The sequence below is a fragment of the Streptomyces sp. T12 genome, from assembly GCF_028736035.1.
Classification (GTDB): domain Bacteria; phylum Actinomycetota; class Actinomycetes; order Streptomycetales; family Streptomycetaceae; genus Streptomyces.
On sequence record NZ_CP117866.1, the window covers coordinates 1429785 to 1455086 of the forward strand.

The following is a 25302-nucleotide window of genomic DNA, read 5'->3' on the forward strand; positions in this document are numbered from 1 at the left end:
CCGGATGCCTTCAGGATCACCGACGTCGGGAGTGGGCCGGGTCATCGCCGGCCGTTATCTGCTGCTGAACCGGCTGGGCAGCGGCGGTATGGGACATGTCTGGCTCGCCCACGACCAGAGACTCGCCTGCGAGGTCGCGCTCAAGGAGATCGTGTTCCGGGACCCGGCCGAGGCCGACGAGCACGAGGCGCGGGTGGCCCGCGCCCGGGCGGAGGCCCGGCACGCGGCGGGGCTGCGCGGGCATCCGCATGTGGTGACCGTGCACGACGTGCTGGAGCACGAGGGGCTGCCGTGGATCGTCATGGAGTACGTGGCCGGCGCCGTCAACCTGCGCGACCTCATCGATCAGCGCGGTCCGCTCGCGCCCGCGGAGTGCGCCCGCATCGGGCTCGCCGTCCTCGACGCGCTGACCGCCGGACACGAGCGGGGCGTCATGCACCGGGACGTGAAACCGGCGAACATCCTGCTGGCGCCGGACCGCACCGGGGCGCCGTACGGCCGTGTGCTGCTCACCGACTACGGCATCTCGGTGCAGCCGGACGCCGGGGAGACGCGGTACACGCTGGCGTCGGTGCTCGTGGGTACGTCGGGCTATCTGGCGCCGGAGCGGGCCACGGGCGGGGCGCCCACGCCGGCCACCGATCTGTTCTCGCTGGGCTGCACGCTGTACTACGGCGTCGAGGGCCGGGGTCCGTTCGACCGCGAGTCGCATCTGGCGGAGATCACCGCGGTGGTCATGGAGGAGCCCCGGCCGGCCGCGCGGGCCGGGGCGCTGGAGCCCGTCCTGCGGGCGCTGCTGGAGAAGGATCCGCAGCGGCGGATGTCCGCGGCGCAGGCGGAGGCGGCGCTGTCGCGGATCGTCACGCCGGAGGTCGACGCGTACGCGCGGACGCAGACCGACCTCGGTTCGCAGCCGCACTGGGGCGGCGGGCAGGGTTTCCGTCCCCCGTCCGGGCAACCCGAGGGACCGCATGGCCGGGGGTCCGTGGCCGGGCAGCCCGGTGGGTTGCTGGGCTCAGGTTCGCCGCCTGAGCCGTCCGGCGGTCCGCGAGGCCTCGGTTCCCTGGCCGATCAGCCTGGTGAGCTGCGGGGCTTCAGCGCCTGGCCCGGCGACCGGCGTCCTCCCCGCCCCCGCATCCTCCACGCGGTCCTCGCCGGGCTCCTCGGGCTGACACTCGCGGGGGCCGGTGTCTGGTACGCCATGGCGCAGCAGTCGCAGACGGGCGGGGCGCAGGGGCCGTACGGCGACACCGTGGGGCTCGCCGATCCGCTCAAGGGCGGTGACTGCGTGCTCGCCGACTGGCCCGGCGCGGCCCCCTTTCAGGGCAGGCCGCGGCTGACTCTGGATCCCGGTTGCGGGGCGAAGGCACCGGACGGGCAGGTGATGGCGTTCGTCGCGGCCGCGTCCGCCGCCGAGGCGCGCCAGGAGGGGCCGGCGGCCTGCGAGGAGCGGACGGAGGAGATCCGCGGGCGGCTCGCGGACGTCCGCAGCTTTGCCGTCGTACCGACACAGGCGGGGTTCGAGGCGGCCGGGCGGCGCACCGCCTGCCTGGTACTGGGCGCGCACGGGCCGGTGTACGGGCCGCTGGACGGGCATCGGAAGGCGGGGTCGGCCTTCGCCGACACGGCGACCATGCAGCGGCGGGACTGTCTGGACGTGCGCTCCCACCGGGACGCCCGCCTGGTGTCCTGCACGAGCCCGCACGACGAGCAGGTGCTCGGGTTCACCCGACTGGCCGCCGACGTCACGCTGGCCGAGGCGCGCACCGAGTCGGACACGGCGTGCGCCCGGGAGGTGCCGCCGCGCGAGTACGGATTCGACCCTTCCGTGTACACGGCGGGCTCCTGGACGAGCGAGGGGTCCTGGAAGAACGGCACTCATTTCGTCGTGTGCACCGTACGGAGGCAGAACGGGGGCACCATGGAGGGAGACGAACCATGAGGAGGGTGTTGCGATGCCCGGTTCTAGCGGTTCTAGCGGTTCTACGGACGGGTCCACCAAGGCGATGGGGGTGCTCACCGTCGGCGGACTCGTCGTGGTGACGGCCTACACGGTGGCGCTCGGGAGCAATGGCTGGCTGTGGTTCGGGTGGGTGGTGCTGGGGCTGATCACGCTGGGGATGGTCGTCAGCCGCGGCACCTGAGCCTCACTCCCGGGTGAGCCGTCCCGCGGAGTGCACGCCCGGCTGGTACTTCGGCAGCCGGGCGGTGATCTTCATGCCCGCTCCCAGGGCGGTCTCGATGACAAGGCCGTAGTCGTCGCCGTACACCTGCCGGAGCCGGTCGTCGACGTTGGACAGCCCGATGCCGCCCGACGGGCTGACCTCGCCGGCGAGGATGCGGCGCAGCAGGACGGGGTCCATTCCGGCGCCGTCGTCCTCGATGATGACGAGGGCCTCGGCGCCGGCGTCCTGCGCGGTGATCTGGATGCGGCACTTGTCGGCCTTGCCCTCCAGACCGTGCTTGACGGCGTTCTCGACGAGCGGCTGGAGGCAGAGGAAGGGCAGGGCCACCGGCAGTACCTCCGGCGCGATCTGGAGGGTGACCGACAGGCGGTCGCCGAAGCGGGCCCGTACCAGCGCCAAGTAGTGGTCGATGGCGTGGAGTTCGTCGGCGAGGGTGGTGAAGTCGCCGTGCCTGCGGAAGGAGTAGCGGGTGAAATCGGCGAACTCCAGGAGCAGTTCGCGGGCGCGCTCGGGGTCGGTGCGCACGAACGAGGCGATCACCGCGAGCGAGTTGAAGATGAAGTGCGGGGAGATCTGGGCGCGCAGGGCCTTGATCTCGGCCTCGATCAGGCGGGTGCGGGACTGGTCCAGATCCGCGAGCTCCAACTGTACGGAGACCCAGCGCGCCACCTCGCCCGCCGCCCGGACGAGCACCGCCGACTCGCGGGGCGCGCAGGCGACCAGCGCGCCGTGCACCCGGTCGTCGACGGTGAGCGGGGCCACGACCGCCCAGCGCACCGGGCAGTCCGGGGTGTCGCAGGTGAGCGGGAAGGCCTCGCCGCGGCCCGACTCCAGTGGGCCGGCGAGGAGTTCCATGATCTGCGTACGGTGATGTCCGCCCACCCCGTCCCAGACCAGGACGTCCTTCTGGTCCGTCAGGCACAGCGCGTCGGTGCCGAGCAGTGAGCGGAGCCTGCGGGCCGACTTGCGGGCGGTCTCCTCGGTGAGTCCGGCCCGCAGCGGGGGTGCGGCGAGGGAGGCGGTGTGCAGGGTCTCGAAGGTGGCGTGCTCGACCGGGGTGCCGAGGCCGCCGAGGTTCTCCGGGCGGGTGGTGCGCCGGCCCAGCCAGAAGCCGGCGGCGAGCAGCGGGAGGATCGCCACGCACAGGCCCGCGATGAATCCGCTCATCCCTTCACCTCCGCCCGCAGCTCCTCCGGCAGATGGAACCGCGCCAGGATCGCCGCCGTCCCGGCCGGCACCCGGCCCGGGGTGGCCAGGGACACCAGGATCATGGTGAGGAAGCCCAGCGGCACCGACCAGAGCGCGGGCCAGGCGAGCAGCGCGTGCAGCGCCCCGGAGCCGGGGAAGCCCGCCATCGTCGCCGCGACGGCGAGCAGCGCCGAGCCGCCGCCCACCAGCATCCCGGCCGCCGCGCCGGTCGGGGTCAGCCGCCGCCACCAGATGCCGAGGACGAGCAGCGGGCAGAAGGAGGAGGCGGAGACCGCGAAGGCCAGGCCCACCGCGTCGGCCACCGGCAGTCCGCCGACCAGGGCGCTCGCGGCGAGCGGGACGGCCATGGCGAGGACCGTGCCGAGCCGGAAGTGCCGTACGCCGCGCGACGGGAGCACGTCCTGGGTGAGCACGCCCGCGACGGCCATGGTCAGGCCCGACGCCGTGGACAGGAACGCGGCGAAGGCGCCGCCCGCGACGAGGGCGCCGAGCAGGTCGCCGCCCAGGCCGCCGATCATGCGGTCGGGCAGGAGCAGGGCTGCGGCGTCCGCGTCGCCGGCGAGGGTGAGTTCGGGGGCGTAGAGGCGGCCGAGGGCGCCGTAGACCGGGGGCAGCAGGTAGAAGGCGCCGATCAGACCGAGCACGGCGACGGTGGTGCGGCGGGCGGCGACGCCGTGCGGGCTGGTGTAGAAGCGGACGACGACGTGCGGCAGGCCCATGGTGCCGAGGAAGGTGGCGAGGATCAGCCCGTACGTGGCGTACAGCGGGCGTTCGCCGCGGCTCTCGGCCTGCGAGGGGGACAGGCCGCCGTTGGCCGAGCGGTCCGGTTCGGGGACCTCGGCGCCCTTCGCGAAGGTCAGGCGGGTGCCGCCCTCGATGCGGTGGGTGCCGGCGGGGAGCCGGAGCTGCTTCTCGTCGTGGCTGCGGCCGTCGATCGTGCCGCTCACCGTGACGGTCAGGGGTCGGTCGAGCTTCAGGTTGAGGGTGCCGTCGACGCGGACGACGCTCTGTTCGCGGAAGGTGGCCGGTTCGTCGAAGGCGTGGCGGGGGGCGCCGTCGCCCTGCCAGGCGAGGATGAGGAAGAGGGCGGGGACGAGCAGGGCGGTGAGTTTGAGCCAGCACTGGAAGGCCTGCACGAAGGTGATGCTGCGCATGCCGCCGGCGGCGACGATGGCGACCACGACGACGGCGACGATCACTCCGCCGAGCCAGTCGGGTGCGCCCGTCAGCACGGTCAACGTCAGCCCGGCGCCCTGGAGTTGGGGCAGCAGATACAGCCAGCCGGTGCCGACGACGAAGGCGCCCGCCAGCCGCCGTACCGCCTGCGAGGAGAGGCGGGCCTCGGCGAAGTCGGGGAGGGTGTAGGCACCCGAGCGGCGCAGCGGGGCCGCGACGAACAGCAGCAGGACCAGGTATCCGGCGGTGTAGCCGACCGGGTACCAGAGCATGTCCGGGCCCTGCACGAGGACCAGGCCCGCGATACCGAGGAAGGAGGCGGCGGAGAGGTACTCGCCGCTGATCGCGGCCGCGTTGAGGCGGGGGCCGACGGTGCGGGAGGCGACGTAGAAGTCGGAGGTGGTGCGGGAGATGCGCAGGCCGAAGGCGCCGACGAGGACGGTCGCCAGGACGACGAGGGCGACGGCGGGGACGGCGTAGCTGGAGTTCACGACCCTGTTGGTTCCTCTGGCTCAGCGGTCTTCGACGAGCCGGACGAAGTCCCGTTCGTTGCGCTCCGCGCGGCGCACGAACCAGCGGGCCAGCAGGACCAGCGGTGCGTAGAGGCCGAAGCCGAGGACCGCCCATTCCAGGTGGCGGGAGGCCGGCATCGCGGCGAACAGCAGGGGCAGGGGGCCGACGAGCAGGCCGAGGACGGCGAGCACGGCGAGGGCGGTGCGCAACTGGGTGCGCATCAGGGAGCGGACGTAGGTGTGGCCGAGGGTGGTCTGCTCGTCGATCTCGGTGCGCGGGCGGTAGTAGCCGGAGACGCGGCGGGCCCGCCGGGGCGGGCCGGTGACGACGACACGACGGTCGGTGGGGTTGCCTGGCATCGTCACGACCTCCTCATGAGCAGGTCCCGCAGCTCGCGCGCGTGCCGCCGGCTGACCTGGAGTTCCTCGGAGCCGACCATGACGCTGACGGTGCCGGCGTCCAGGCGGAGTTCGCCGATGTGGCGCAGGGCGACGAGATGGCGGCGGTGGATGCGGACGAAGCCGCGGGAGCGCCAGCGTTCCTCCAGGGTCGACAGGGGGATGCGGACGAGGTGGCTGCCCTTGTCGGTGTGCAGCCGGGCGTAGTCGCCCTGGGCCTCGACGTGGGTGATGTCGTCGACGGAGACGAAACGGGTCACGCCGCCGAGCTCGACGGGTATGTGGTCGGGGTCGGGCTCGCTCACGGGTATGCGGGGGGCGGTGTCGCGGGGCTCGGCGGCGCGCAGTTCGACGGCGCGACGGACCGCTTCCGCCAGGCGCTCCTTGCGGACGGGCTTGAGGACGTAGTCGACGGCCTTGAGGTCGAAGGCCTGGACGGCGAAGTCCTCGTGGGCGGTGACGAAAACGACCAGCGGCGGCTTGGCGAACCCGGTCAGCAGCCGGGCCAGGTCCAGTCCGTCCAGGCCGGGCATGTTGATGTCGAGGAAGACGACGTCGATCGCCTCGGGTCCGCCCGGCCCCGACTCCAGGGCGCGGTTGATCCGGCGCAGCGCCTCGGTCGCGTCGCTCGCGCCCTCCGCGCTGCCGATGCGGGGGTCGGCGTTCAGGAGGTAGAGCAGCTCCTCCAGCGAGGGGCGTTCGTCGTCGACAGCGAGGGCGCGCAGCATGAACCCGGAGTCTAGGAGTAATTCGCACGCTTGGACATGTGCTCCAGGTGGACGTTCGCGCTGCGTATCGCGCCGCTTACAGTGCCCTCATGAACAGCGGCGCGGCGTCCTTCGACGAACTCGACCGGAAGATCACCACTGCCCTCATGGCGAACGCCAGGACGAGCTTCGCCGAGATCGGCATGAACATCGGGCTGTCCGCGACGGCGGTGAAGCGGCGCGTGGACCGGTTGCGCGACACCGGCGTGATCACCGGGTTCACGGCCACGGTCAAGCCGTCGGCGCTGGGCTGGCGTACGGAGGCGTACGTCGAGGTGTACTGCGAGGGCGCGGCCCCGCCGCGGCGGCTCGCGGAGGTGGTCCGCAACCATCCGGAGATCACCGCGGCGATGACGGTGACGGGCGGCGCGGACGCGTTGCTGCATGTGCGGGCGCGGGACGTGGAGCACTTCGAGGAGGTGCTGGAGCGGATCCGCGTCGAGCCGTTCATCCGCAAGACGATCAGCGTGATGGTGCTGTCCCATCTGCTCCCCGAGAGCCCCGAGGCGGGCGCGAGCCAGCCGGCGCCCGAGCAGACATCGCGTTAAACCTCGCGAGGCGCAGCAAGACTGCGTCTGCCGAAGAAACTACGCAGGATTCCTGCGCCGACACGCAATATTTCTTCCTTGTCGCTCGTATCGGGCACTTCCTACCTTGGTGTCAACCCTCAGTCGACACTCCCAGGAAGCGGAGGAACCCCTCGGTGCCCGAATCCCGTGTGCCGCGCCGGCGGCGGTATCTCGTCTGCGAACCCAGACACTTCGCCGTGCAGTACGCGATCAACCCCTGGATGCGACCCGACGCCCCTGTCGACGTCGATCTCGCCCAGGCCCAGTGGCAGGCGCTGATCAGCGCCTACCGGACCCACGGCCACACCGTCGACACGGTGGAGCCCGCCCCCGACCTGCCGGACATGGTCTTCGCCGCGAACTCGGCGGTCGTCGTGGGCGGCCGTGTCTTCGGCTCCCTCTTCCACGCGCCGGAGCGGCGCCCCGAGTCCACGCACTACGACACCTGGTTCAAAATGGCGGGCTACGACGTGTACCGCCCGGAGTCCGTCTGCGAGGGCGAGGGCGACCTGGTCTGGACGGGCCGGTACGTGCTGGCCGGCACCGGATTCCGTACGACCCGCGAGGCCCATCGCGAGGTGCAGGAGTTCTTCGGCCATCCGGTGATCAGCCTGACGCTGGTGGACCCGCGCTTCTACCACCTGGACACGGCGCTGTTCGTCCTCGACGACGACAACATCGCGTACTACCCGGAGGCGTTCTCGCCGGGCAGCCGTGAGGTGCTCGCGCGGCTGTACCCGGACGCGGTGCTCGCCACCCGCGAGGACGCGATGGCGTTCGGGCTGAACTCCGTGTCCGACGGCCGCAACGTCTTCATCGCGCCCCAGGCCGAGGCGCTCACCTGCGCCCTCGCCGACCGCGGCTATGTCCCCGTCCCCGTCGACCTGTCGGAGTTCCGCAAGGCCGGCGGCGGCATCAAGTGCTGCACCCAGGAGATCCGCTGATGACCGCTCCCGTGACCACCCGCTCGTCCGCCGACCTGATCCGCGCCGAGGAGCCGGTCCTGGCGCACAACTACCACCCGCTGCCCGTGGTCGTCGCGCGCGCCGAGGGCACGTGGGTGCAGGACGTGGAGGGCCGCCGCTACCTCGACATGCTGGCCGGTTACTCGGCCCTGAACTTCGGCCACCGCAACCCGGTGCTGATCGAGGCGGCGCATCGCCAGCTCGACCGCCTGACCCTCACCTCCCGCGCCTTCCACAACGACAAGCTGGCCGAATTCGCGGAGCGGCTCGCCCGGCTGACGGGGCTGGACATGGTGCTGCCCATGAACACGGGCGCCGAAGCGGTCGAGTCCGGCATCAAGGTGGCCCGCAAGTGGGCGTACGAGGTGAAGGGCGTCCCGGCCGACCAGGCGACGATCGTGGTGGCGGCGGAGAACTTCCACGGCCGTACGACGACGATCGTGTCGTTCTCCACGGACGAGACGGCGCGGCAGGGCTTCGGCCCCTTCACGCCGGGTTTCCGGATCGTGCCGTACAACGACCTGGCGGCGCTGGAGGCGGCGATCGACGAGACGACGGCGGCGGTGCTGCTGGAGCCGATCCAGGGCGAGGCGGGCGTCCTCATCCCGGACGAGGGCTACCTCACCGGGGTGCGCGAACTGACCCGCCGCAAGGGCTGTCTGTTCATCGCGGACGAGATCCAGTCGGGCCTCGGCCGCACGGGCCGCACGCTCGCCGTCGAGCACGAGGCGGTCGTCCCGGACGTGCTGCTGCTGGGCAAGGCGCTGGGCGGCGGCATCGTGCCGGTGTCGGCGGTGGTGGCCCGCCGTGACGTACTCGGCGTGCTGCGCCCGGGCGAGCACGGCTCGACGTTCGGCGGCAACCCCCTGGCCGCCGCGGTCGGCACGGCGGTGGTCGAGCTTCTCGAAACCGGCGAGTTCCAGCGCCGGGCCGCCGAGCTGGGCGTGGTCCTGCGGGGCGGCCTCGCGGCCCTGCTCGGCAAGGGCGTCGTCGGCTTCCGCGCACGGGGCCTGTGGGCGGGCGTCGACATCGACCCGACGGCCGGCACGGGCCGCGAGATCGGCGAACGGCTCCTGCGCGAGGGCGTCCTGGTAAAGGACACTCACGGCTCCACGATCCGCCTGGCACCCCCACTGACGATCACCGCGGAGGAGCTGACGGGGGCGCTGGGGGCGCTGGAGAAGGTACTGGCGTAGACGCCCCGCTCTGGGGGAGGAGGGCAGGCGCTTCGCCTCGTGCCTCTGTCGGCCTGCCGTCGGCGCCGGCGCCCTCCTCGCCCCACCTTCGGCCGCTCCCAGCCCTCTCCTCGCCGCACACGCCCGGCCCCCGCAAAGAGGCGGCGTTGACCGGAAGGGTGAAGATGGGGTCAAGAGGTGGTAGACCGCTCTCAGCGACAGAGAGGTCGGCCGTGGGCACACACGAGGAGCGGGGCGTTGCCCGGCACGGGTTCGACGTGGCGGACGCCGTGCCTGTGCTGCTTGACGCGCAGGGTCGGGTGACGGGGTGGACCAGGGACGCCCAGCGGCTGCTGGCGTACGCGGCCTCCGAGGCGGTGGGCAGGAGCGTCGCCGAGCTGCTGAGCGCCGAGGACGCGGGGCGGGTGCCGGAGCTGATCGAGCGGTGCCGCGTGGACGGCGGCTGGGTGGGGCTGCTGACAGCCCTGCGCAGGGACGGGTCGCGGGTCAGGCTCATGGTGCGGATCGCCGCGGCCCAGGACACCCGGGGCCCCTCACGGTGGCTCGCGCTGCTGTCGGAGCTCGACGAGGCGCCCGGCTGGGACATGAGCCGGGCCGTGCTGGAGCAGATGGTCGCCCGCTCCCCCGTCGGCATAGCCATCGTCGACACGGACCTGCGGTACGTCTGGTCGAACAGCGCCCTCGCCCAGTACGGCGGCGGTCCGCCGACCCGTCGGCTCGGTCTGCGGCTCGCGGACATCCAGCCCGGTCTGGACGCCGAGTCCATCGAGGCGCAGATGCGCCGCGTGCTGACGACCGGCGAACCGATCGTCGGCTACGAGCACGTGGGCCACGCCCGCTCCGCACCGCTGCGCGAGACCGCGCACATGATGTCGTTCACCCGGCTCGACGACGGCCACGGCCACCCCATGGGCGTGTACTACACGGTCGAGGACATCACCGACCGGCACCGCACCCGCCGGCGCCTGGCCCTGCTCGACCGGGCCGGCCAGCACATCGGCCGCTCCCTGGACATCACCCGCACCGCCCAGGAGCTGGCCGACGTGGCCGTACCGGGGCTCGCCGACCTGGTCACCGTGGACCTGCTGGAGTCGGTGCTCGGGGGTGGGGAGCCCGCGGCCGGGCCGCTGAGCGACACGGGTCCGGTGCCGCTGCGGCGCGCGGGGCACCGGTCGGGCACCGAGCGGGTGCCGGAGGCAGTCGTCGGCATCGGCGAGGTCGTCACCTATCCGGCGGGCTCGCCTCCGATCCGCTGTCTGAGGACGGCCAGGTCCTGGCGCGCGGAGCGGCTCGACCCGCTCGGCGAGGCATGGACCGAGCACGCGCGCGGCGGGCGGGCCGCCATCTTCCTCGAACTGGGTCTGCACAGCGTGATGATCGTGCCGATCCGCGCGCGGGGCGTCACCCTGGGCCTCACGACGTTCTTCCGGCGCCACCGCCAGGAGCCCTTCGAGGAGGACGACCTGAACCTGGCCGAGGACCTCGTCTCACGGGCGGCCGTCTGTGTGGACAACGCCCGGCGCTACACCCGCGAGCGCGACGCGGCGCTGGTTCTGCAGCGCAGCCTGCTGCCGCACCAGCTGCCCGAGCAGGACGCGGTGGAGGTGTCCGCCTGCTACCGGCCGGCCGACGAGCTGACCGGCCTCGGCGGCGACTGGTACGACGTCATCCCGCTGTCGGGCGCCCGCGTCGCCCTGGTGGTGGGCGAGGTGCCCGGGCACGGCATCGACGCCGCCGCGGCGATGGGGCGGCTGCGGACCGCCGTACGGACCCTCGCCCTGCTGGATCTGCCGCCCGAGGAGGTGCTGGCCCATCTCGACGACCTGGTCGCGCGGTCGGCCCGCGAGGAGGCCGTTCAGATGGGCGTGGAGGAGGCCGCCATCACCCAGTCCGTGGGGTCCGGGTGCGTGTATGTCATCTACGACCCGGTCGACGGGCAGTGCACCATGGCGGCAGCGGGCCATCCGGCGCCCGCGGTCGTGCGGCCCGACGGCGGCGTCACCTTCGTCGACCTTCCGCAGGGAGCGCCGCTCGGGGTGGGAGGCCCCCCGTTCGAGTCGGTCGAGCTGGCCCTGGCGGCGGACAGCACGCTCGCCCTGCACACCGACGGACTGCTGGCGCACGGGGACGACTGGGCCATCGACGCCGACCGGGACCGGCTGCGAGCGGCCCTGGAGCGGCGCGCCGCCTCGCTGGAACTGCGCTGCCGGACTGTGGTCGACGCGCTGGTCCCGGCCCGCCCGCACGACGACGTGGCGCTGCTGATGGCCCGTACCCGCCTCCTCGGAGCCGAGCAGGTCGCAGACTGGGACCTGCCGGCCGACCCGGCGGCCGTGGCCGACGCCCGCAAGACGGCCGCCCGGCAGCTGTCGGAGTGGGGCCTGGAGGAGTTCGCCTTCACGACGGAACTGGTCGTCAGCGAGCTGGTCACCAACGCGATCCGGTACGCCACCGGCCCCATCCGGCTGCGCCTGATCAGGGAGCGCGCGCTGATCTGCGAGGTCTTCGACGGCGGCGCCACCGCCCCGCACCTGCGCCACCCCCGCACCACCGACGAGGGCGGGCGCGGGCTGCTGCTGGTCTCGCAGTTCACCCAGCGGTGGGGCACCCGTTTCGTCCCCGAGGGGAAGATCATCTGGGCCGAACAGTCCCTGACGGATCCGTCGCCCTGATCTGCCGCAGTCGCACAGATGTAGTACATCGGTACATAAGCTACACAGCGTGGGAAACTGGTCCGACCCCGGTGGTGAGGCGGGAGTCATGAACGAGAAGGCGATCGACTACGAGGCGGTGTTCCAGGGCCTGCCCGGAATGGTGGCGCTGCTGTCACCGGAGCTGGTCTACGCCGACGCCAACGAGGACTTCCAGCGCCTGTCCGGGCGCTCCCGCGCACAGCTGGTGGGCCGGTACATCTTCGACGTCTTCCCCGACAACCCCAACGACCCCACCGCCACCGGCATGCGCGACGTCCAGGCGTCGATGCTGCGCGTGGTGGCCACCGGCGAGCGCGACACCATGGCGCTGCAGCGCTATGACGTCGAGGATCCCACCCGCCCCGGCGAGTGGGTGGAGCGCTACTGGAGCCCGGTCAACGCGCCCGTCTTCGGCCCCGACGGGCGGGTGGCGCTCATCGTGCACCGGGTCGAGGAGGTCACCGAGCTCATCCGCCTCCGCGGCCGGCAGGGCGGCGACAGCCGGGCGCGGGTCCTGGAGGCCGAGCTGTACACGCGCGCCCGCGAGCTGCAGGAGCTCAACGAACGGCTGCGGCAGGCTCACGCCCGCGAGCGCGAGGTGGCCCTCGCCCTGCAGGAGGCGATGCTGCCCGCCGGCCGGCAGGTGGGCAACCACCGGGCCGCCGTGCGCTACCGGCCCGCGGTCGGCGCGCTGAACGTGTGCGGCGACTGGTACGACGTGGTCGATCTGGTGGGCGGCAACCGTATCGGCGTCTCCGTGGGCGACGTGGTCGGCCACGGCCTGGAGGCGGCCGGTGTCATGGGTCAGCTGCGCAGCGCGCTCAGCGCCACCTCCCGCGTCGCCGACGGCCCGGCGCAGGCCCTCGACGTGCTGGGGCGGTACGCCCATGTCGTCGACGGCGCCGAATCGGCCACCGCGGTCACGACGTTCGTCGACTTCGACGCCCACACCGTCACCTACAGCAGCGCGGGCCATCCACCGCCGGTGCTGGTCCACGCCGACGGCCGCGTGGAGTTCCTCGACCTGGCCACCGACCCGCCCCTGGACGCCCGCCCCGACCCGATCCCGAGACCGCAGGCCGTCACCACCTTCACCAGCGGCGCCACGCTGGCGCTGTACACCGACGGCCTGATCGAACGCCGCCGCGAGGACATCGACTGCGGCCTGACCCGCCTCGCCGACGCCCTCGTACGCCACCGCACGGCCGACCCCGAGTCCCTCGCCGACGCCGTCCTGCTGGAGCTGCTGCCGCCGGGCGGCGTGACGGACGACGCGGCGCTGATCATCGTGCGGCTGTGATGAACGAGCAGACGAGGCGGCTCCCCGCAAGGGCAGGCGGCCTGCCACCCGGTAACCGTGATCACGCCAAACCCCGCCGTCAGGTTGCCGCACACCTGCCCCTGACACCAGGCTGGTCCGGCGGTCCTCCCCACCCGCAAGTGACGCCGCCCGCCACATTCCTGACCTCCAGTCAGGACATTCGGCATGGGGCGGCATCCGTCCGACCCGACCCGGTTCCGGCCTGTCACCCCTGCGCCTACACTGGCAGCCCCACGGCACGCCGGTTGACCTGCCAGAACGCGGCGGTAGGAACTGATCCGCCGGAGTGAGGAGCGACCCCTTTGTTCTACTACGTACTCAAATACGTGTTGTTGGGACCTCTGCTGAGACTGGTCTTCCGGCCTCGAATAGAAGGCCTTGAGCACGTGCCGGCCACAGGCGCGGCCATCGTCGCCGGCAACCACCTGTCGTTCTCCGACCACTTCCTGATGCCGGCGATGCTCAAGCGGCGCATCACCTTCCTCGCGAAGAAGGAGTACTTCACCGGCCCCGGCATCAAGGGACGCCTGACCGCGGCCTTCTTCCGCAGCGCCGGGCAGATCCCGGTCGACCGCACCGGCAAGGAGGCGGGCCAGGCCGCGATCCGCGAGGGGCTCGGGGTCCTGAGCAAGGACGAGCTCCTCGGCATCTACCCGGAGGGCACCCGCTCGCACGACGGCCGGCTCTACAAGGGCAAGGTCGGGGTCGCGGTGATGGCGCTCAAGGCTCAGGTCCCGGTCATTCCCTGCGCGATGATCGGCACGTTCGAGGCCCAGCCGCCCGGCAAGGTCATCCCGAACCTCCACCCGGTGACGATCCGCTTCGGCAAGCCCCTCGACTTCTCCCGCTACGCCGGTATGGAGAACGAGAAGGCGATCCTGCGCGCCGTGACCGACGAGATCATGTACGCGATCCTCTCGCTCTCCGAGCAGGAGTACGTCGACCAGTACGCGGCTGTCGCCAAGGCCGAGGAGGCCGCCGCCAAGGTGGAGAAGGAGCGCAAGTTCCCTCGGTTGCCCATCAGTTGACGCGGCCTTGCGAGTGGGGCGCTCAGTCGAGGGACTCGAGCGCCTCGAGCGCCTCGTCGAGCAGCCTGCGCAGCCGCAGCGCGTCCGCCGCCACGGCGCTCACCAGAGCGGCGGGGCCGGCGAGCGGCACGACGGCGGCGTTCTCCCCCAGCACCCGAGCCGCCACCGGAGCCTCGGCGAACTCGGGCTGTACGACGACGAGTTGACCGACGGCCCGATGCCCGCCGAGCCCGGCGGGCCCGTCCCAGCCACCCGGCGCACCGGGCCCACAGGCAAGCTCCTGATCGAGAACGACCCGACCCGCGACACTCACCCGGATCCGGCTGCCGAGCCGCCCCGGCTCCTCCCCCACCCGCCCGAGCACCTGCTCCTCACGCAGCACCAGCCGCCCCGCCGCGCCGACGTCGACGCGGGTCGTGACATGCAGATCACTGCCCCGCGCGGAGATCAACTGCTCGGGCAGCCAGTGCAGTTCGCCCCCGTCGGCGACGCGGAGCCGTACGTCGTAAAGGGCCTCGCTCTTGCTCTGTCCCGGCAGCGCGATGGTGGCGGCCGCCGACCCGACGCGCAGCCGGGCGCCGGTCTCCACATCGGCCTCCACGGTGAAGTGGTCGCCGCCGAGAGGCCCGCTCATCGCGCCGACGAGCATGACCCGCGCCTGCGCGCCGCTCCCCCGGGTCCGCCGGAGCGCCAGCGGTCCGTCGCCCTCGAGCACGGGCAGCGAGGTGCCGCCCCGCCCGTCGTCCCGGGCGACGATCCGCGCGAGAGCCCGTACGCCACCTGCCACGGTCACACCGTCCACGCCGCGAGCCGCGCCCGCACCCAGTCGGCGACGTCGCGCACGCCGGGCTCGCTCCGGAGCGACTGGAGGACGACCGGCAGCTCGGCCCGCTGTGCCTTGGCGTCGGCCGCCATCCGCGCCAGGTCGGAGCCGACGTACGGCGCGAGGTCGGTCTTGTTGACGACGAGCAGGTCGGCGGTGGTCACCCCCGGCCCGCCCTTGCGTGGAATGTCGTCCCCACCGGCGACGTCGATCACGAAGATCTGCGCGTCGACGAGCCCCTTGGAGAAGGTGGCGGTGAGGTTGTCCCCACCGGACTCGACGAGGATGAGGTCGAGGGGGCCGACCTCGTCCTCCAGATCCTCGACGGCTTCGAGGTTCGCGGAGATGTCGTCCCGGATCGCGGTGTGCGGACAGGCCCCCGTCTCCACGGCCGTGATCCGCTCGGGCGGCAACACGGCCTCGCGCAGCAGGAACTCGGCGTCCTCACGCGTGTAGATGTCGTTCGTGACGACGGCGAGGGAGAGCTCGTCACGCAGGGCACGGCAGAGCGCGGCGACGGTCGCGGTCTTACCGGACCCGACGGGCCCGCCGAGTCCGATACGCAGCGCACGGCGTGATCCGTCGGGACGGCGGGCGTCGGCGCTGACGGCGGAGGGGCCGTCGTGGGAGTGGTCGAGGTGCATGGGGCGGCTCCTTCGGTACGAGATGTGCTGGGGGCTGGCTCAGTCGAGTGGTGGGCGGCTTTCTAGGAGGCGAACAGACGTACCGCCCAAGCCGCATGCACCTCCGCCCCGATCTCCAGCAACGGAGCGGAAGCCGCGGGCAGCTCGTCGACCCCATGGCCGACCACCCGCCGGCCGGCCTCCACCGCCCGGTCCACCACCCGGTCCAGCTCCGGCGCCAACCGGGCCAGCACCGCCGTGGCGTCGAAGGGATCGAGACTCAGCAACCGCACCGTCGCAGACGCCGGCCCGCTCACACTCTCGTACGCCGCACAGTAAGCCGCCTCGACGGCCCCCAACCCCGCCGCCCGGGCCACGACGCCCAGCACGACGGGCTGATGGGCCCCCTTGGGAAACCGACGAGCAAGGTCGTCCAGCTCCTGAGACGGCCAGGTCGCCCGGGCGGCCCGCATCAACTGCCGCCCCAACTTCCGCGCGGCAAGCCGCAACGCGGGCGACGGCGTACGGGCGTCGGCGGCCTCGTCCAAGGCCACCGCGTCGACCCCGAGCGCGGCAGCCGCGGCGAGCGAGGCCGCGACAAGGCCGGTCGTGTGCAGCCGCCCCCGGCAGAAGTCCTCCAGGCTCGCGGCCCCGGTGATCCGCCCCGCCTTGACGGCCGCCTCCGCCCCGCCGGAGTGCGCATGCCCCCCGGCGGGAAAGCGTCCGTCGGCCAGGACGAGAAGTGCTGCCCGTGACATCGACAACCCAGCCCTCAGAACAGGAAGTAGCGCTGGGCCATGGGCAGTTCGGCGGCGGGCGTGGCCTCCACCAGCTCCCCGTCGATGTGCACGGCGAAGCTGTCGGGATCGACCCGTACGTCGGGCCGCGCGTCGTTCTGCCGCATGTCGGCCTTGGTCACCCCACGCGTCGACTCGATGGCCACGAACCGCTTCCCGAGCTGGAGCCGCTCCGCAAGCCCGTCCTCGATCGCGAGCGGCGCCACGAAGTTGACCGAGTTCGAGGCCGGCGCCCGTCCGATCGCGCCGAACATCGGCCGGGGCAGGATCGGCTGCGGCGTCGGGATGGACGCGTTGGCGTCGCCCATCTGCGCGTACGCGATCTGCCCGCCCTTGATGACGAGGTGCGGCTTGACGCCGAAGAACGCCGGCTCCCACAGCACCAGGTCGGCGAGCTTGCCGCTCTCGACGGAGCCGACCTCGTGGGAAAGCCCCTGGGCGACCGCCGGGTTGATCGTGTACTTGGCGACGTACCGCCGCACCCGGTGATTGTCCGCGCGCCCGTCCCCCGGCAGCGCGCCCCGCCGCCGCTTCATGACATGGGCGGTCTGCCAGGTCCGCATGACGACCTCGCCGACGCGGCCCATGGCCTGGGCGTCGGACGAGATGATCGAGATCGCGCCGAGGTCGTGGAGGATGTCCTCCGCGCCGATCGTCGACGGGCGGATGCGGGACTCGGCGAAGGCGAGGTCCTCGGGCACCGCCGGGTTGAGGTGGTGGCACACCATCAGCATGTCGAGGTGTTCCTCGGCGGTGTTGACGGTGAACGGCCGCGTCGGGTTGGTCGAGCTGGGCAGCACGTGCGGCTCGGAGACGACGGTCATGATGTCCGGCGCGTGCCCGCCGCCCGCACCCTCGGTGTGGTACGCGTGGATGCCGCGTCCGGCGATCGCCGCGAGCGTGTCGCCCACGAAACCGGCCTCGTTCAGCGTGTCCGTGTGGATCGCGATCTGGATGCCGGTCTGGTCGGCGACGGTCAGCGAGGCGTCGATGACGGCCGGGGTGGAGCCCCAGTCCTCGTGCAGCTTGAGGCCGAGCGCGCCGCCGCGGATCTGGGACAGCATCGCCTCGTGGGAGACGGTGTTGCCCTTGCCCAGCAGGCCGAAGTTGACGGGGTGTCCCTCCATCGCCTCCAGCATCCGGGCCAGATGCCAGGGACCGGGCGTGACCGTGGTCGCCTTCGAGCCCTCGGCGGGTCCGGTGCCGCCGCCGATCAGCGTGGTGGTGCCCGAGGCGAGCGCCTCGTCGGCGATCTGGGGGCAGATGAAGTGGACGTGCGCGTCGATGGCACCGGCCGTGAGGATCCGCCCGTTGCCGGCGATGATCTCGGTCTCGGGGCCGATGACGAGGTTCGGGTGCACCCCGTCCATCGTGTCGGGGTTGCCCGCCTTGCCGATGCCGGTGATCCGGCCGTCGCGGATGCCGACGTCGGCCTTGACGATGCCCCAGTGGTCGATGATCACGACGCCCGTGATCACGGTGTCGGGGGTGCCGTCTGCGCGCGTAGCACGCGACTGGCCCATGGATTCGCGGATGACCTTGCCGCCGCCGAACACGGCCTCGTCACCGGCGAGTCCGGGACCGCCGGAACGGTCCTCCTCGATCTCGACCAGCAGGTCGGTGTCGGCGAGCCGGATGCGGTCGCCGGTGGTCGGGCCGAACAGGTCGGCGTACGCGGCACGGGAGATCTCAGGCATCGAGGGCACCTCCGGTCTCCCCGCGCAGTCCGGGCACCACGCGGGCACCGGTGAGGGGGACGAGTTCGACGTCGACGGGGATCCCGGGCTCGAAGCGCACGGCGGTGCCGGCGGCGATGTTCAGCCGCTTGCCGCGGGCTGCGGCGCGGTCGAAGTCCAGACCGGGGTTGGCCTCGGCGAAGTGGTAGTGGGAGCCGACCTGGACGGGCCGGTCGGCGGCGTTGAGGACGGTCAGCCGGGTGACCTCACGGCCTTCGTTGTAGGCAATCGGGCCGTCGGCGAACAGGATCTCTCCGGGAATCATCGAGGCCCCCTTCAGACGATCGGGTCGTGGACGGTGACGAGCTTGGTGCCGTCCGGGAAGGTCGCCTCGACCTGGACGTCGTGGATCATCTCGGGGATGCCCTCCATGACGTCGTCGCGCGTCAGCAGCTTGCGTCCGGAGGCCATGAGCTCGGCGACCGTACGGCCGTCACGGGCACCTTCGAGGATGTGCGACGTGATGAGCGCGACGGCCTCGGGGTGGTTCAGCTTGAGCCCGCGGGCCCGGCGCTTCTCGGCCACGTCGGCCGCCACGTGGATGAGCAGCCTCTCTTGCTCGTGCGGGGTCAGTTGCACGTCCCACCTCACAGTCCTCGCTCCGGACCGTGCGGGGCCCGGTTGCCTCGGCCACCGGGCAAAGTCCCTGGTGGCGTAGATCGGCAGGCTAGTTGGACCGAGTTTCAAGCAAGTTAACCGGACTGTGATCCGCTCAGCCGTCCGGCTGCGTGGCCGACACGCTCATCAACGCACGTAGACCGTCCTGCAGGACCTCGACGGGCGCCGGTCCGAACAGGGCCTGCTGGACGATGAACCCCTGCACGGTGGCGATCATGGTGCGCGCCACATGGTCCGCGGGGACGTTCGACGGCAGCATCCCGGCGTCCTGGTAGGCCTCGACGGCCCGCGCCCAGTTCTCGCGCAGCTCCGTGTACACCTCCGTCAGGAGGACCGCCAGCTCCTCGTTGCGCACGGTCTCCGCCCAGACCTGCATGATCAGCCGCGGGAAGGGCGACTCCCCGGCGGCGTTCAGGGACGACCAGACGCGGAGCGTCCGGCCGAGGACCAGACCGACCAGGAGGTCGGGCGGTGGCGGCGGGCTCTGCCGGGTGACGTCCGCGAAGGCCACTCGGATCTCGCCGAGCACCTCTTTCACGATCGCGGCGATCAGCTCGTCCTTGCCGCTGAAGTAGCGGTACACCGCTCCGGCCGACAGGTCGACCTCCTTCAGCACGTCCTGCATCGACGTGGCGTGGAAGCCGTTGCTGGCGAAGAGGCGGGCGGCGCCGTCGAGGATCTGCCGGCGGCGGGCGTCGAGGTGCTCCTGGGATACGCGGGCCATGGCCAAAAACTAAAACGAACATTCCTTCTTGACAAGCGAACGGCGCCCGGAGCACGGTGATGGCACAAGAAAAACGAACGATCCTTCTTTTTAGAGCCGGACCCTTGGAGACCCCATGCCCACCCCCTCCGCTACACCGCCCAGGAACGCCGCACCCCGGCGCCTGATCGCGGTCGTCGTCCTCGTCCCCGTCCTCGCCGCCCTCGCCCTGTGGGCCTTCGCCTGGCCGGCCACCCGCACCGCACCGCGCGACCTGCCGCTCGGCGTGGCCGGACCGGCCGCCGCCACGGCCCAGGTGGAGAAGCAGCTGAACCGCCACGAGGGCGCGTTCGAGCTCCATCGCTACGCCGACGAGGCCGCCGCCCGGGACGCCATCGAGGACCGGACCGTATACGGCGCGATCGTCGTCACCGCCCAGGGCCCCGAACTGCTGACCGCGTCGGCGGCGAGCCCGGTCGTCGCCCAGACCCTCCAGCGGGCGGTGACGGAGCAGGCGGCGGCCACCGGCACCCAGGCCAAGACGGTCGACGTGGTACCCGCCCCCGAGAAGGACCCGCGTGGCGCGGCCCTGACCTCGAGCGTGCTGCCGCTGGCGCTCGCCGGTATCGCGGCGGGCATGCTGGTGACCCTGCTCGGACTGCGCGGCCTGCGCGCCGTGACCGCCCTGATCGGCGCCGCCGCCCTGGTCGGCCTGGCCGCGGCCGCGATCGCGCACAGCTGGCTGGGGATCCTCACCGGCGACTGGTGGGCCGAGGCAGGGGCACTGGGCCTGGCGACACTGGCCGTGAGCGGTGGGGTGGCGGGCCTTGCCGCCCTCATCGGCCCCGCCGGGAGCGGCATCGTGGCAGCCGTGGTGATGCTGTTCGGCAACCCCTTCTCCGGCGCCTCGTCGGCGCCGCAGCTGCTGCCCGAGCCGGCGGGCGCGATCGGCCAGTGGCTGCCGCCGGGCGCGGGCGCCACTCTACTGCGCTCCGTGTCGTACTTCGACGGCGCGGCGGCGACAGGCCCGGCCCTGACGCTGACCTGGTGGGCGGCGCTGGGCCTGGGAGCCGTACTGCTCGGCAACGCGCTCAAGGCACGCACGAAGACCGGCGAGCCCGCGCCCGAGAGGGAACTGGCCACCATCGGCTGACCCGCGCTCGTCGGCCGGCCACCCGGACACACCGAACCGACCGTGCACCCCCGCTGTAGCGGACGGGGGTGCACGGTCCTGTCGTTTCCGGAACTCCGAAGGCAGCTCTGCAAGGCCGCCCCTACAAGGCCAGCCCTATGAGGCCAGCCCTATGAGGGGCTCGCCCCCCGATGCTCGGCCGCAATTCCGAACCGCTGCCGTTCGCGGGGAGCGGACGCCACCTCACGGACGCTGGAGACAGCGCTGACGACCTGCTCCTCGGCGAGTTCCGCCGGCTCCCCGAGCTTCTCCAGTCGTTCGAGGTCAGAGGCGGAGACAAGGGCGACAAGGGGCTTTCCGTGGCGCGTGACGACGACGCGCTCACCGCCGTACACCACGCGATTGATCAGTTCGGCGAGCTCAGCCCTGGCTTGCGTCACCGGAATCTCGTAGGCCATGCTCCCCACATTACGTCATGTACGTCCTGTACATTTTTTACAGGCACCCCGACAAGGGAGCGTGAACCATGACCCGACCGACCGCCCGCCACGTACTGCCCGAGTTCACCGAGCGCACGAGTTCCGGCACCAGGACGCAGGACCCGTACTCGAAGCTGCTGGAGGAGCGGATCGTCTTTCTCGGCACACAGATCGACGACATCTCGGCGAACGACGTGATGGCCCAGTTCATGTACCTGGAGCACAAGGAGCCCGGCCAGGACATCTCGCTGTACATCAACTCGCCCGGCGGCTCGTTCAGCGCCATGACGGCGATCTACGACACGATGCAGTTCGTCACCTGTGACGTGGAGACGATCTGCCTGGGCCAGGCCGGGGCATCCGGCGCGGCACTGCTGGCCGCGGGGACTCCGGGGAAGCGATTCGCGCTGCCCGGGGCCCGCATGGTGATCCATCAGCCGGGGCTCCCCGAGCCGATCGAGGGGCAGGCGAGCGATCTCGCCATCCAGGCCGACGAACTGACGCGCGTTCGAACCCGCCTGGAGGAGATGCTCGCCCGGCACACCGGGCGCAGCCGCGAGCAGGTGAGCCAGGACATCGAGCGGGACAAGATCCTCAGCGCCCAGGAGGCGCTGGAGTACGGGCTGGTGGACCGGATCATCCCCAGCCGCAAGGCCACTCTCGCGCCGCCCACAGGGCGGTGATCGGCCGGTGCTTCCACCCGAGTTGCCGCCCCTGCCCGCGCTGACGCGTGCCGAGGGGGAGTTGATAGACCGTTATCTCGATGTGGTGGACCTGCTCGGCCGGATCAACCCGACGCGGCACGGCGACACCTACCGCGGACTGCGCGCCGCCCAGGCGCTCGTCGGCAGGGCGGCCGAGCTGCGGGACGCGCTGGCGCTGATGCACCAGCGGGGCGAGACCGAGCTGCACTCCCCCACGCTGGCGCGTGCGCTGCGCGTGCTGGACGGTGAACGCCGCACGGCTCGCGTCACGATGCCGTCGCGCTCCGACAGTTGACGACTCGTTCAGACAGGTTCTGGACGCCTCGCCCCACGGCCGAGGCGTCCGGACGGGAGCTGAAACGGACCAAAAGGCGTACCCCCTTTCGGCGTAGAAACCTTCCCTTTTACGCACCCCTCAAGTTGCGCAACAGGCATGACCCCAAGGCGGAATGGGACGCTCCATCGCTGGTCCGGGGCTCGTCGGATACCTGGACACCCGGTCGAACACGGGGGTGTCCACCCGAACGGGTGAGTGGTGAGTAACGCCACAAATCCCCGGTTCCGTTGGGTTTTTCGTTCATCCGTGCGTCAAGATCCCTGTCTGACGACAAGCCCCCGCCACAGCGGCGGGGCGATCCGGGCGGACGCCGAGTCCTGCCGCCGCCCGGATGACCGGTCGACAGGAGTGGATCGGCAGGAGTGGAGGACCCGAGCAAGACGGGTCGCCGGAGCGGACGTTCGTTCGATCCGAGCAACCCTTGGGGTGAAGTCGCGGCAACGCGACCGGGCAACTTCGCCAGCCCGAATCCGACAGGTCATCCTTCACAGGCGGCTGACGAAGGGTTGCGCATGACTGCGCTCAATCGTGTCCCGTCGCTCATGGTCCGGGCCGGTACGGCCTCGGCTCTCACCATCGCCGCAGTGGGCGGCTCGATCGTGGCGCCCGGCTTCGCCTCCGAGGCCGAAGCCGCCACGCCGGCGACGAAGGCACTTCAGATCGCGGCCTCCAAGAAGGGCTCCCCGTACAAGTGGGGCGCCACAGGTCCGCACAGGTTCGACTGCTCCGGGCTCACGCTGTACTCGTACAAGAAGGCCGGCAAGAAGCTGCCCCGTACCGCGGCCCAGCAGTACAACAAGACCCGCCACATCTCTGCCGGCAACCGCAAGGCCGGGGACCTGGTGTTCTTCCACTCGGGGTCGAACGTCTACCACGTCGGCATCTACGCCGGGAAGGGAAAGATCTGGCACTCCCCCAAGAGCGGGGACGTCGTGAGGCTGCAGAAGATCTGGACCAGGAGCGTCTGGTACGGCCGGGTCAAGTGACCTCCCCGGGGGCGCTGACGGCTGCCTGACGCGCCGTCAGCGCCCCCGGGGCCCCGGACTGAAGGCCGGGCGCCGGCAAAGGCTGTCAGACGGCCCGCAGCGGCCCGGCGAGGAGTGCCACGCCGAAGGCCGTCAGCGCGGCGCCGGTGACGGTCGTGACCGCCCGTGCGGTGCGCGGCCGGCGCAGCCACCTGCCGAGCCGGTCCACCAGCAGGGCGACCACCTGGAACCAGACGAGCGCGATCGCGACCACGATCAGCGCGAGCAGCAGCGTCCGGGGCAGCGCCGGAGCCCCCGCGGGCAGGAACTGCGGCAGCACGCTGAGGAACGTGAGGGACGCCTTCGGATTGAGGGCGTTGGTGACGAAGCCCTGCCGCAGCGGTCGCGCGGTGGAATCCTCCTGCGCGTTCTCCCCATCGGTGTGCCGCTGCCGCAGCGTCTGGACGGCCAGATAGAGCACATAGACGCCGCCCGCCACCTGGAGCGCGCGGAACAGCGCCGGTACGGCGGCCAGGACCGCGGCGACTCCCACCACCGCCAGCGTCACATGGACCAGCAGCCCGGCCCCGATCCCCAGCGCGCAGACGATCCCGGCCCGGCGGGAGACGAGGGCATTGCGTACGACGACGGTGAAGTCGGCCCCGGGCATGGCGACCAGGCCGGCGGAGACCCCGGTGAAGGCGATGAGCTGAGCGTCCATACGGCCAGCCTGCCGCGCCGAAGCCTTCAGCAGGTATGTCGAATATTCTGGGTAGTCCTTAAGCAATGCTTTAGCCTGCTGCTCGGCGCCGCGCGCGAAGGGACACCCACCATGTACGACCCGACCCGCCTCGCCGCCTTGGTGGCGGTCGCCGAGGCGGGTTCGATCACCCGGGCCGCCGAGCGGCTCGGCTACACCACGCCCGCGCTCTCCCAGCAGCTGGCCAAACTGGAGCGCGAGGCGGGCACCGCCCTTCTGGTACGGCACCACCGCGGGGCGCGGCTGACGGGTGCGGGCGAGCTGCTGGTGGCCCGGGCGCGGCGGGTGCTCGACGAACTCGACCAGGCACGGCATGAACTGGCCCGGCTGACCGGCCTGACGGGCGGGACCCTCCGGCTCGGCACCTTCCAGACCGCGGGCATCCATCTGCTGCCCCCGGCCCTCAGCGCCTTCCGCCGGGCACATCCGGATGTGGGGCTGACGGTCGCCGACTACGAACCGTCGGCCGGTGTCGCCGCCGTGGCGGCCGGGGAGATCGATCTGGCGCTGACCCACGCCTACACACCCGGCGATCCGGTCCCGCTGCCGTCCTCCGTCGCCGTCGAGCCGATCCTGGTCGAGGAACTGGTCCTGGTGTCCGCTCCGGGCCACGTCCTCACCAGCGGTGCCGCACGACTGCCGCTGGCCGAGCTCACGGGGCAGCCGCTGATCAGCATGGCACCGGACGCTCCAGCCCGGCGGGCGGTCGAGGCGGTGCTGGCCGAGGCCGGTGCCACGCCCTCGGTGCGGGTCCCGACGCCGGGGTACCTCCTGGTGTGCGCACTGGCCAGTGCGGGGCTCGGGGTGGCGGTCGTACCGGAGATGGTGGCGCGCACGTCGGTCACGCCGGTCGGGGTGCGGGCGCTGGAGGGCGGCGATCTGCGCCGTACGATCTCGGTCGCTTTCCGCAGCGACGAGGCAGCTCCCGCGGCGGACGCCTTCCGGGCGCTGTTGCGCGGCACGTACGGACGAGCAGGGCAGCCACAGCAGCCCTGAGCGTCATGGTTCCTGCTGTCCCGCAGCCGGCACCGGCTCCGCGGCCGCAGTCCACGGCAGTTCGATGGAGACGGTCTTGCCGCCCTCGCGGGTGGGCCGCACCCTCAGCTTGCCGCCGCACTCCGCGGTCAGCCAGCGGATGATGACCAGGCCACGGCCGTTGTCCTGCTGGACGGCGGCCGGCAGCCGCTTGGGGAAGCGCGGGTGGCTGTCGGTGACCCCGATGCGCAGGTGTTCGTCACGGTCGAGCTCGAGGTCCACCGTGAAGGTGGGTGACTGCCCGAGGGTGTGCTGTACGGCGTTGGTGGTGAGTTCGGAGACGATCAGCCGGATGGTGTCGGCCGCCTCCGTGTCCGGTGGCAGTCCCCACTCCGCGAGGGTGGTGACCACGTAGGCCCGGGCCGCGGAGACCGAGGCTGGATCGCTCGGCAGAGTGACGGATGCTTCCAGGTGATCTGCCATGGCGACGTCGTCCCTTTCCCAACGGGACCGCAGTCCGACACGGAGCGGATGGTTCGAGTACGGTCCCGGACTGGTGCTTCGTCGCCAGACTGCCATTACCAGGGCCGTCAGGGTGCCGATCCACCAAGATATGCATATATCTGTCG

At 71.8% G+C, this 25302-nt stretch carries 27 protein-coding genes and 1 riboswitch; of the genes, 13 read left to right on the forward strand and 14 right to left on the reverse strand.

The features are described from left to right. Positions 1 to 4: 4 nt before the first annotated feature. On the forward strand, positions 5 to 1942 hold the full coding sequence (locus tag PBV52_RS06200) for a serine/threonine-protein kinase (RefSeq protein WP_274237271.1): 1938 nt from the start codon (positions 5 to 7) through the stop codon (positions 1940 to 1942). A gap of 13 nt (positions 1943 to 1955) precedes the next feature. After that, positions 1956 to 2144, forward strand: a complete 189-nt coding sequence (locus PBV52_RS06205) for a hypothetical protein (protein ID WP_274237272.1) — start codon at positions 1956 to 1958, stop codon at positions 2142 to 2144. Between the two features lie 3 nt (positions 2145 to 2147). Here PBV52_RS06205 and PBV52_RS06210 read toward each other — a convergent pair whose 3' ends face one another. The 4 genes from PBV52_RS06210 to PBV52_RS06225 are packed head-to-tail and all read right to left on the reverse strand — an operon-like array spanning position 2148 to position 6210. Then, positions 2148 to 3353 (reverse strand): sensor histidine kinase, encoded by a 1206-nt coding sequence (locus tag PBV52_RS06210; RefSeq protein ID WP_274237273.1) that lies wholly within the window; start codon positions 3351 to 3353, stop codon positions 2148 to 2150. Next, on the reverse strand, positions 3350 to 5062 hold the full coding sequence (locus PBV52_RS06215) for a cation acetate symporter (RefSeq protein WP_274237274.1): 1713 nt from the start codon (positions 5060 to 5062) through the stop codon (positions 3350 to 3352). Before PBV52_RS06215 ends, PBV52_RS06210 begins: the two co-directional genes overlap by 4 nt. 21 nt (positions 5063 to 5083) lie before the next feature. After that, on the reverse strand, positions 5084 to 5443 hold the full coding sequence (locus tag PBV52_RS06220; RefSeq protein WP_274237275.1) for a hypothetical protein: 360 nt from the start codon (positions 5441 to 5443) through the stop codon (positions 5084 to 5086). Positions 5444 to 5445: 2 nt separating this feature from the next. Continuing rightward, positions 5446 to 6210 (reverse strand): LytTR family DNA-binding domain-containing protein, encoded by a 765-nt coding sequence (locus tag PBV52_RS06225; RefSeq protein ID WP_274237276.1) that lies wholly within the window; start codon positions 6208 to 6210, stop codon positions 5446 to 5448. Between the two features lie 89 nt (positions 6211 to 6299). On the opposite strand from PBV52_RS06225, the gene PBV52_RS06230 reads away from it, so the two are divergent. The 6 genes from PBV52_RS06230 to PBV52_RS06255 all read left to right on the forward strand — a co-directional run bounded on the left by PBV52_RS06230 (position 6300) and on the right by PBV52_RS06255 (position 14021). Further along, entirely contained in the window at positions 6300 to 6797 is a 498-nt protein-coding gene (locus tag PBV52_RS06230; RefSeq protein ID WP_274237277.1) for an Lrp/AsnC family transcriptional regulator, read from the forward strand. A gap of 155 nt (positions 6798 to 6952) precedes the next feature. Further along, positions 6953 to 7762: a dimethylargininase gene (ddaH, locus tag PBV52_RS06235; RefSeq protein ID WP_274237278.1), complete on the forward strand. Its 810-nt coding sequence runs from the start codon at positions 6953 to 6955 to the stop codon at positions 7760 to 7762. After that, entirely contained in the window at positions 7762 to 8979 is a 1218-nt protein-coding gene (gene rocD / locus PBV52_RS06240) for an ornithine--oxo-acid transaminase (protein ID WP_274237279.1), read from the forward strand. Before ddaH ends, rocD begins: the two co-directional genes overlap by 1 nt. Before the next feature lie 212 nt (positions 8980 to 9191). Further along, positions 9192 to 11651, forward strand: coding sequence for a SpoIIE family protein phosphatase (locus tag PBV52_RS06245; RefSeq protein ID WP_274237280.1), 2460 nt, complete (start codon positions 9192 to 9194; stop codon positions 11649 to 11651). Between the two features lie 88 nt (positions 11652 to 11739). Further along, entirely contained in the window at positions 11740 to 12972 is a 1233-nt protein-coding gene (locus tag PBV52_RS06250; protein WP_274249289.1) for a PP2C family protein-serine/threonine phosphatase, read from the forward strand. Positions 12973 to 13295: 323 nt separating this feature from the next. Beyond that, complete coding sequence (locus tag PBV52_RS06255; RefSeq protein WP_274237281.1) at positions 13296 to 14021, forward strand: 1-acyl-sn-glycerol-3-phosphate acyltransferase; 726 nt, start codon at positions 13296 to 13298, stop codon at positions 14019 to 14021. A gap of 22 nt (positions 14022 to 14043) precedes the next feature. Here the strand turns inward: PBV52_RS06255 and PBV52_RS06260 are convergent, their stop codons facing one another. The 7 genes from PBV52_RS06260 to PBV52_RS06290 form a co-directional block, all read right to left on the reverse strand. After that, positions 14044 to 14823, reverse strand: coding sequence for an urease accessory protein UreD (locus PBV52_RS06260; protein WP_274237282.1), 780 nt, complete (start codon positions 14821 to 14823; stop codon positions 14044 to 14046). Then, on the reverse strand, positions 14811 to 15488 hold the full coding sequence (gene ureG, locus PBV52_RS06265; RefSeq protein ID WP_274237283.1) for an urease accessory protein UreG: 678 nt from the start codon (positions 15486 to 15488) through the stop codon (positions 14811 to 14813). The genes PBV52_RS06260 and ureG overlap by 13 nt, the downstream gene beginning before the upstream one ends. Before the next feature lie 62 nt (positions 15489 to 15550). Next, complete coding sequence (locus tag PBV52_RS06270; RefSeq protein WP_274237284.1) at positions 15551 to 16225, reverse strand: urease accessory protein UreF; 675 nt, start codon at positions 16223 to 16225, stop codon at positions 15551 to 15553. A gap of 14 nt (positions 16226 to 16239) precedes the next feature. After that, positions 16240 to 17961 (reverse strand): urease subunit alpha, encoded by a 1722-nt coding sequence (locus PBV52_RS06275; protein ID WP_274237285.1) that lies wholly within the window; start codon positions 17959 to 17961, stop codon positions 16240 to 16242. Continuing rightward, the gene (locus PBV52_RS06280; RefSeq protein WP_194048509.1) at positions 17954 to 18265 is read right to left on the reverse strand and encodes an urease subunit beta; all 312 of its coding nucleotides are present in this window, start codon (positions 18263 to 18265) and stop codon (positions 17954 to 17956) included. Before PBV52_RS06280 ends, PBV52_RS06275 begins: the two co-directional genes overlap by 8 nt. 11 nt (positions 18266 to 18276) lie before the next feature. Next, positions 18277 to 18579 (reverse strand): urease subunit gamma, encoded by a 303-nt coding sequence (locus PBV52_RS06285; RefSeq protein WP_010355509.1) that lies wholly within the window; start codon positions 18577 to 18579, stop codon positions 18277 to 18279. Between the two features lie 133 nt (positions 18580 to 18712). Beyond that, a complete protein-coding gene (locus PBV52_RS06290; protein ID WP_274237286.1) occupies positions 18713 to 19342 on the reverse strand; it encodes a TetR/AcrR family transcriptional regulator in 630 nt (209 codons plus the stop codon). Between the two features lie 115 nt (positions 19343 to 19457). On the opposite strand from PBV52_RS06290, the gene PBV52_RS06295 reads away from it, so the two are divergent. Then, positions 19458 to 20474: an ABC transporter permease gene (locus tag PBV52_RS06295; RefSeq protein WP_274237287.1), complete on the forward strand. Its 1017-nt coding sequence runs from the start codon at positions 19458 to 19460 to the stop codon at positions 20472 to 20474. A 149-nt stretch (positions 20475 to 20623) separates the two neighbouring features. Here PBV52_RS06295 and PBV52_RS06300 read toward each other — a convergent pair whose 3' ends face one another. Beyond that, a complete protein-coding gene (locus PBV52_RS06300; protein ID WP_274237288.1) occupies positions 20624 to 20911 on the reverse strand; it encodes a type II toxin-antitoxin system Phd/YefM family antitoxin in 288 nt (95 codons plus the stop codon). 68 nt (positions 20912 to 20979) lie between these two features. Between PBV52_RS06300 and PBV52_RS06305 the strand changes: the two genes are divergently transcribed. The 3 genes from PBV52_RS06305 to PBV52_RS06315 all read left to right on the forward strand — a co-directional run bounded on the left by PBV52_RS06305 (position 20980) and on the right by PBV52_RS06315 (position 22959). Then, positions 20980 to 21615: an ATP-dependent Clp protease proteolytic subunit gene (locus PBV52_RS06305; protein ID WP_274237289.1), complete on the forward strand. Its 636-nt coding sequence runs from the start codon at positions 20980 to 20982 to the stop codon at positions 21613 to 21615. Positions 21616 to 21622: 7 nt separating this feature from the next. Then, positions 21623 to 21931: a hypothetical protein gene (locus PBV52_RS06310; RefSeq protein WP_274237290.1), complete on the forward strand. Its 309-nt coding sequence runs from the start codon at positions 21623 to 21625 to the stop codon at positions 21929 to 21931. A gap of 340 nt (positions 21932 to 22271) precedes the next feature. Continuing rightward, a riboswitch (cyclic di-AMP (ydaO/yuaA leader) is annotated at positions 22272 to 22482 on the forward strand. Positions 22483 to 22485: 3 nt separating this feature from the next. Beyond that, a complete protein-coding gene (locus PBV52_RS06315) occupies positions 22486 to 22959 on the forward strand; it encodes a C40 family peptidase (protein WP_274237291.1) in 474 nt (157 codons plus the stop codon). Between the two features lie 85 nt (positions 22960 to 23044). Here PBV52_RS06315 and PBV52_RS06320 read toward each other — a convergent pair whose 3' ends face one another. After that, positions 23045 to 23659 carry a LysE family translocator gene (locus tag PBV52_RS06320; protein WP_274237292.1) on the reverse strand — a complete coding sequence of 205 codons (615 nt, stop codon included), beginning with the start codon at positions 23657 to 23659 and terminating at the stop codon, positions 23045 to 23047. Positions 23660 to 23770: 111 nt separating this feature from the next. On the opposite strand from PBV52_RS06320, the gene PBV52_RS06325 reads away from it, so the two are divergent. After that, positions 23771 to 24694, forward strand: coding sequence for a LysR family transcriptional regulator (locus PBV52_RS06325; protein WP_274237293.1), 924 nt, complete (start codon positions 23771 to 23773; stop codon positions 24692 to 24694). 3 nt (positions 24695 to 24697) lie between these two features. Here the strand turns inward: PBV52_RS06325 and PBV52_RS06330 are convergent, their stop codons facing one another. Further along, positions 24698 to 25156 (reverse strand): ATP-binding protein, encoded by a 459-nt coding sequence (locus PBV52_RS06330; RefSeq protein ID WP_274237294.1) that lies wholly within the window; start codon positions 25154 to 25156, stop codon positions 24698 to 24700. Between the last annotated feature and the right edge of the window lie 146 nt (positions 25157 to 25302).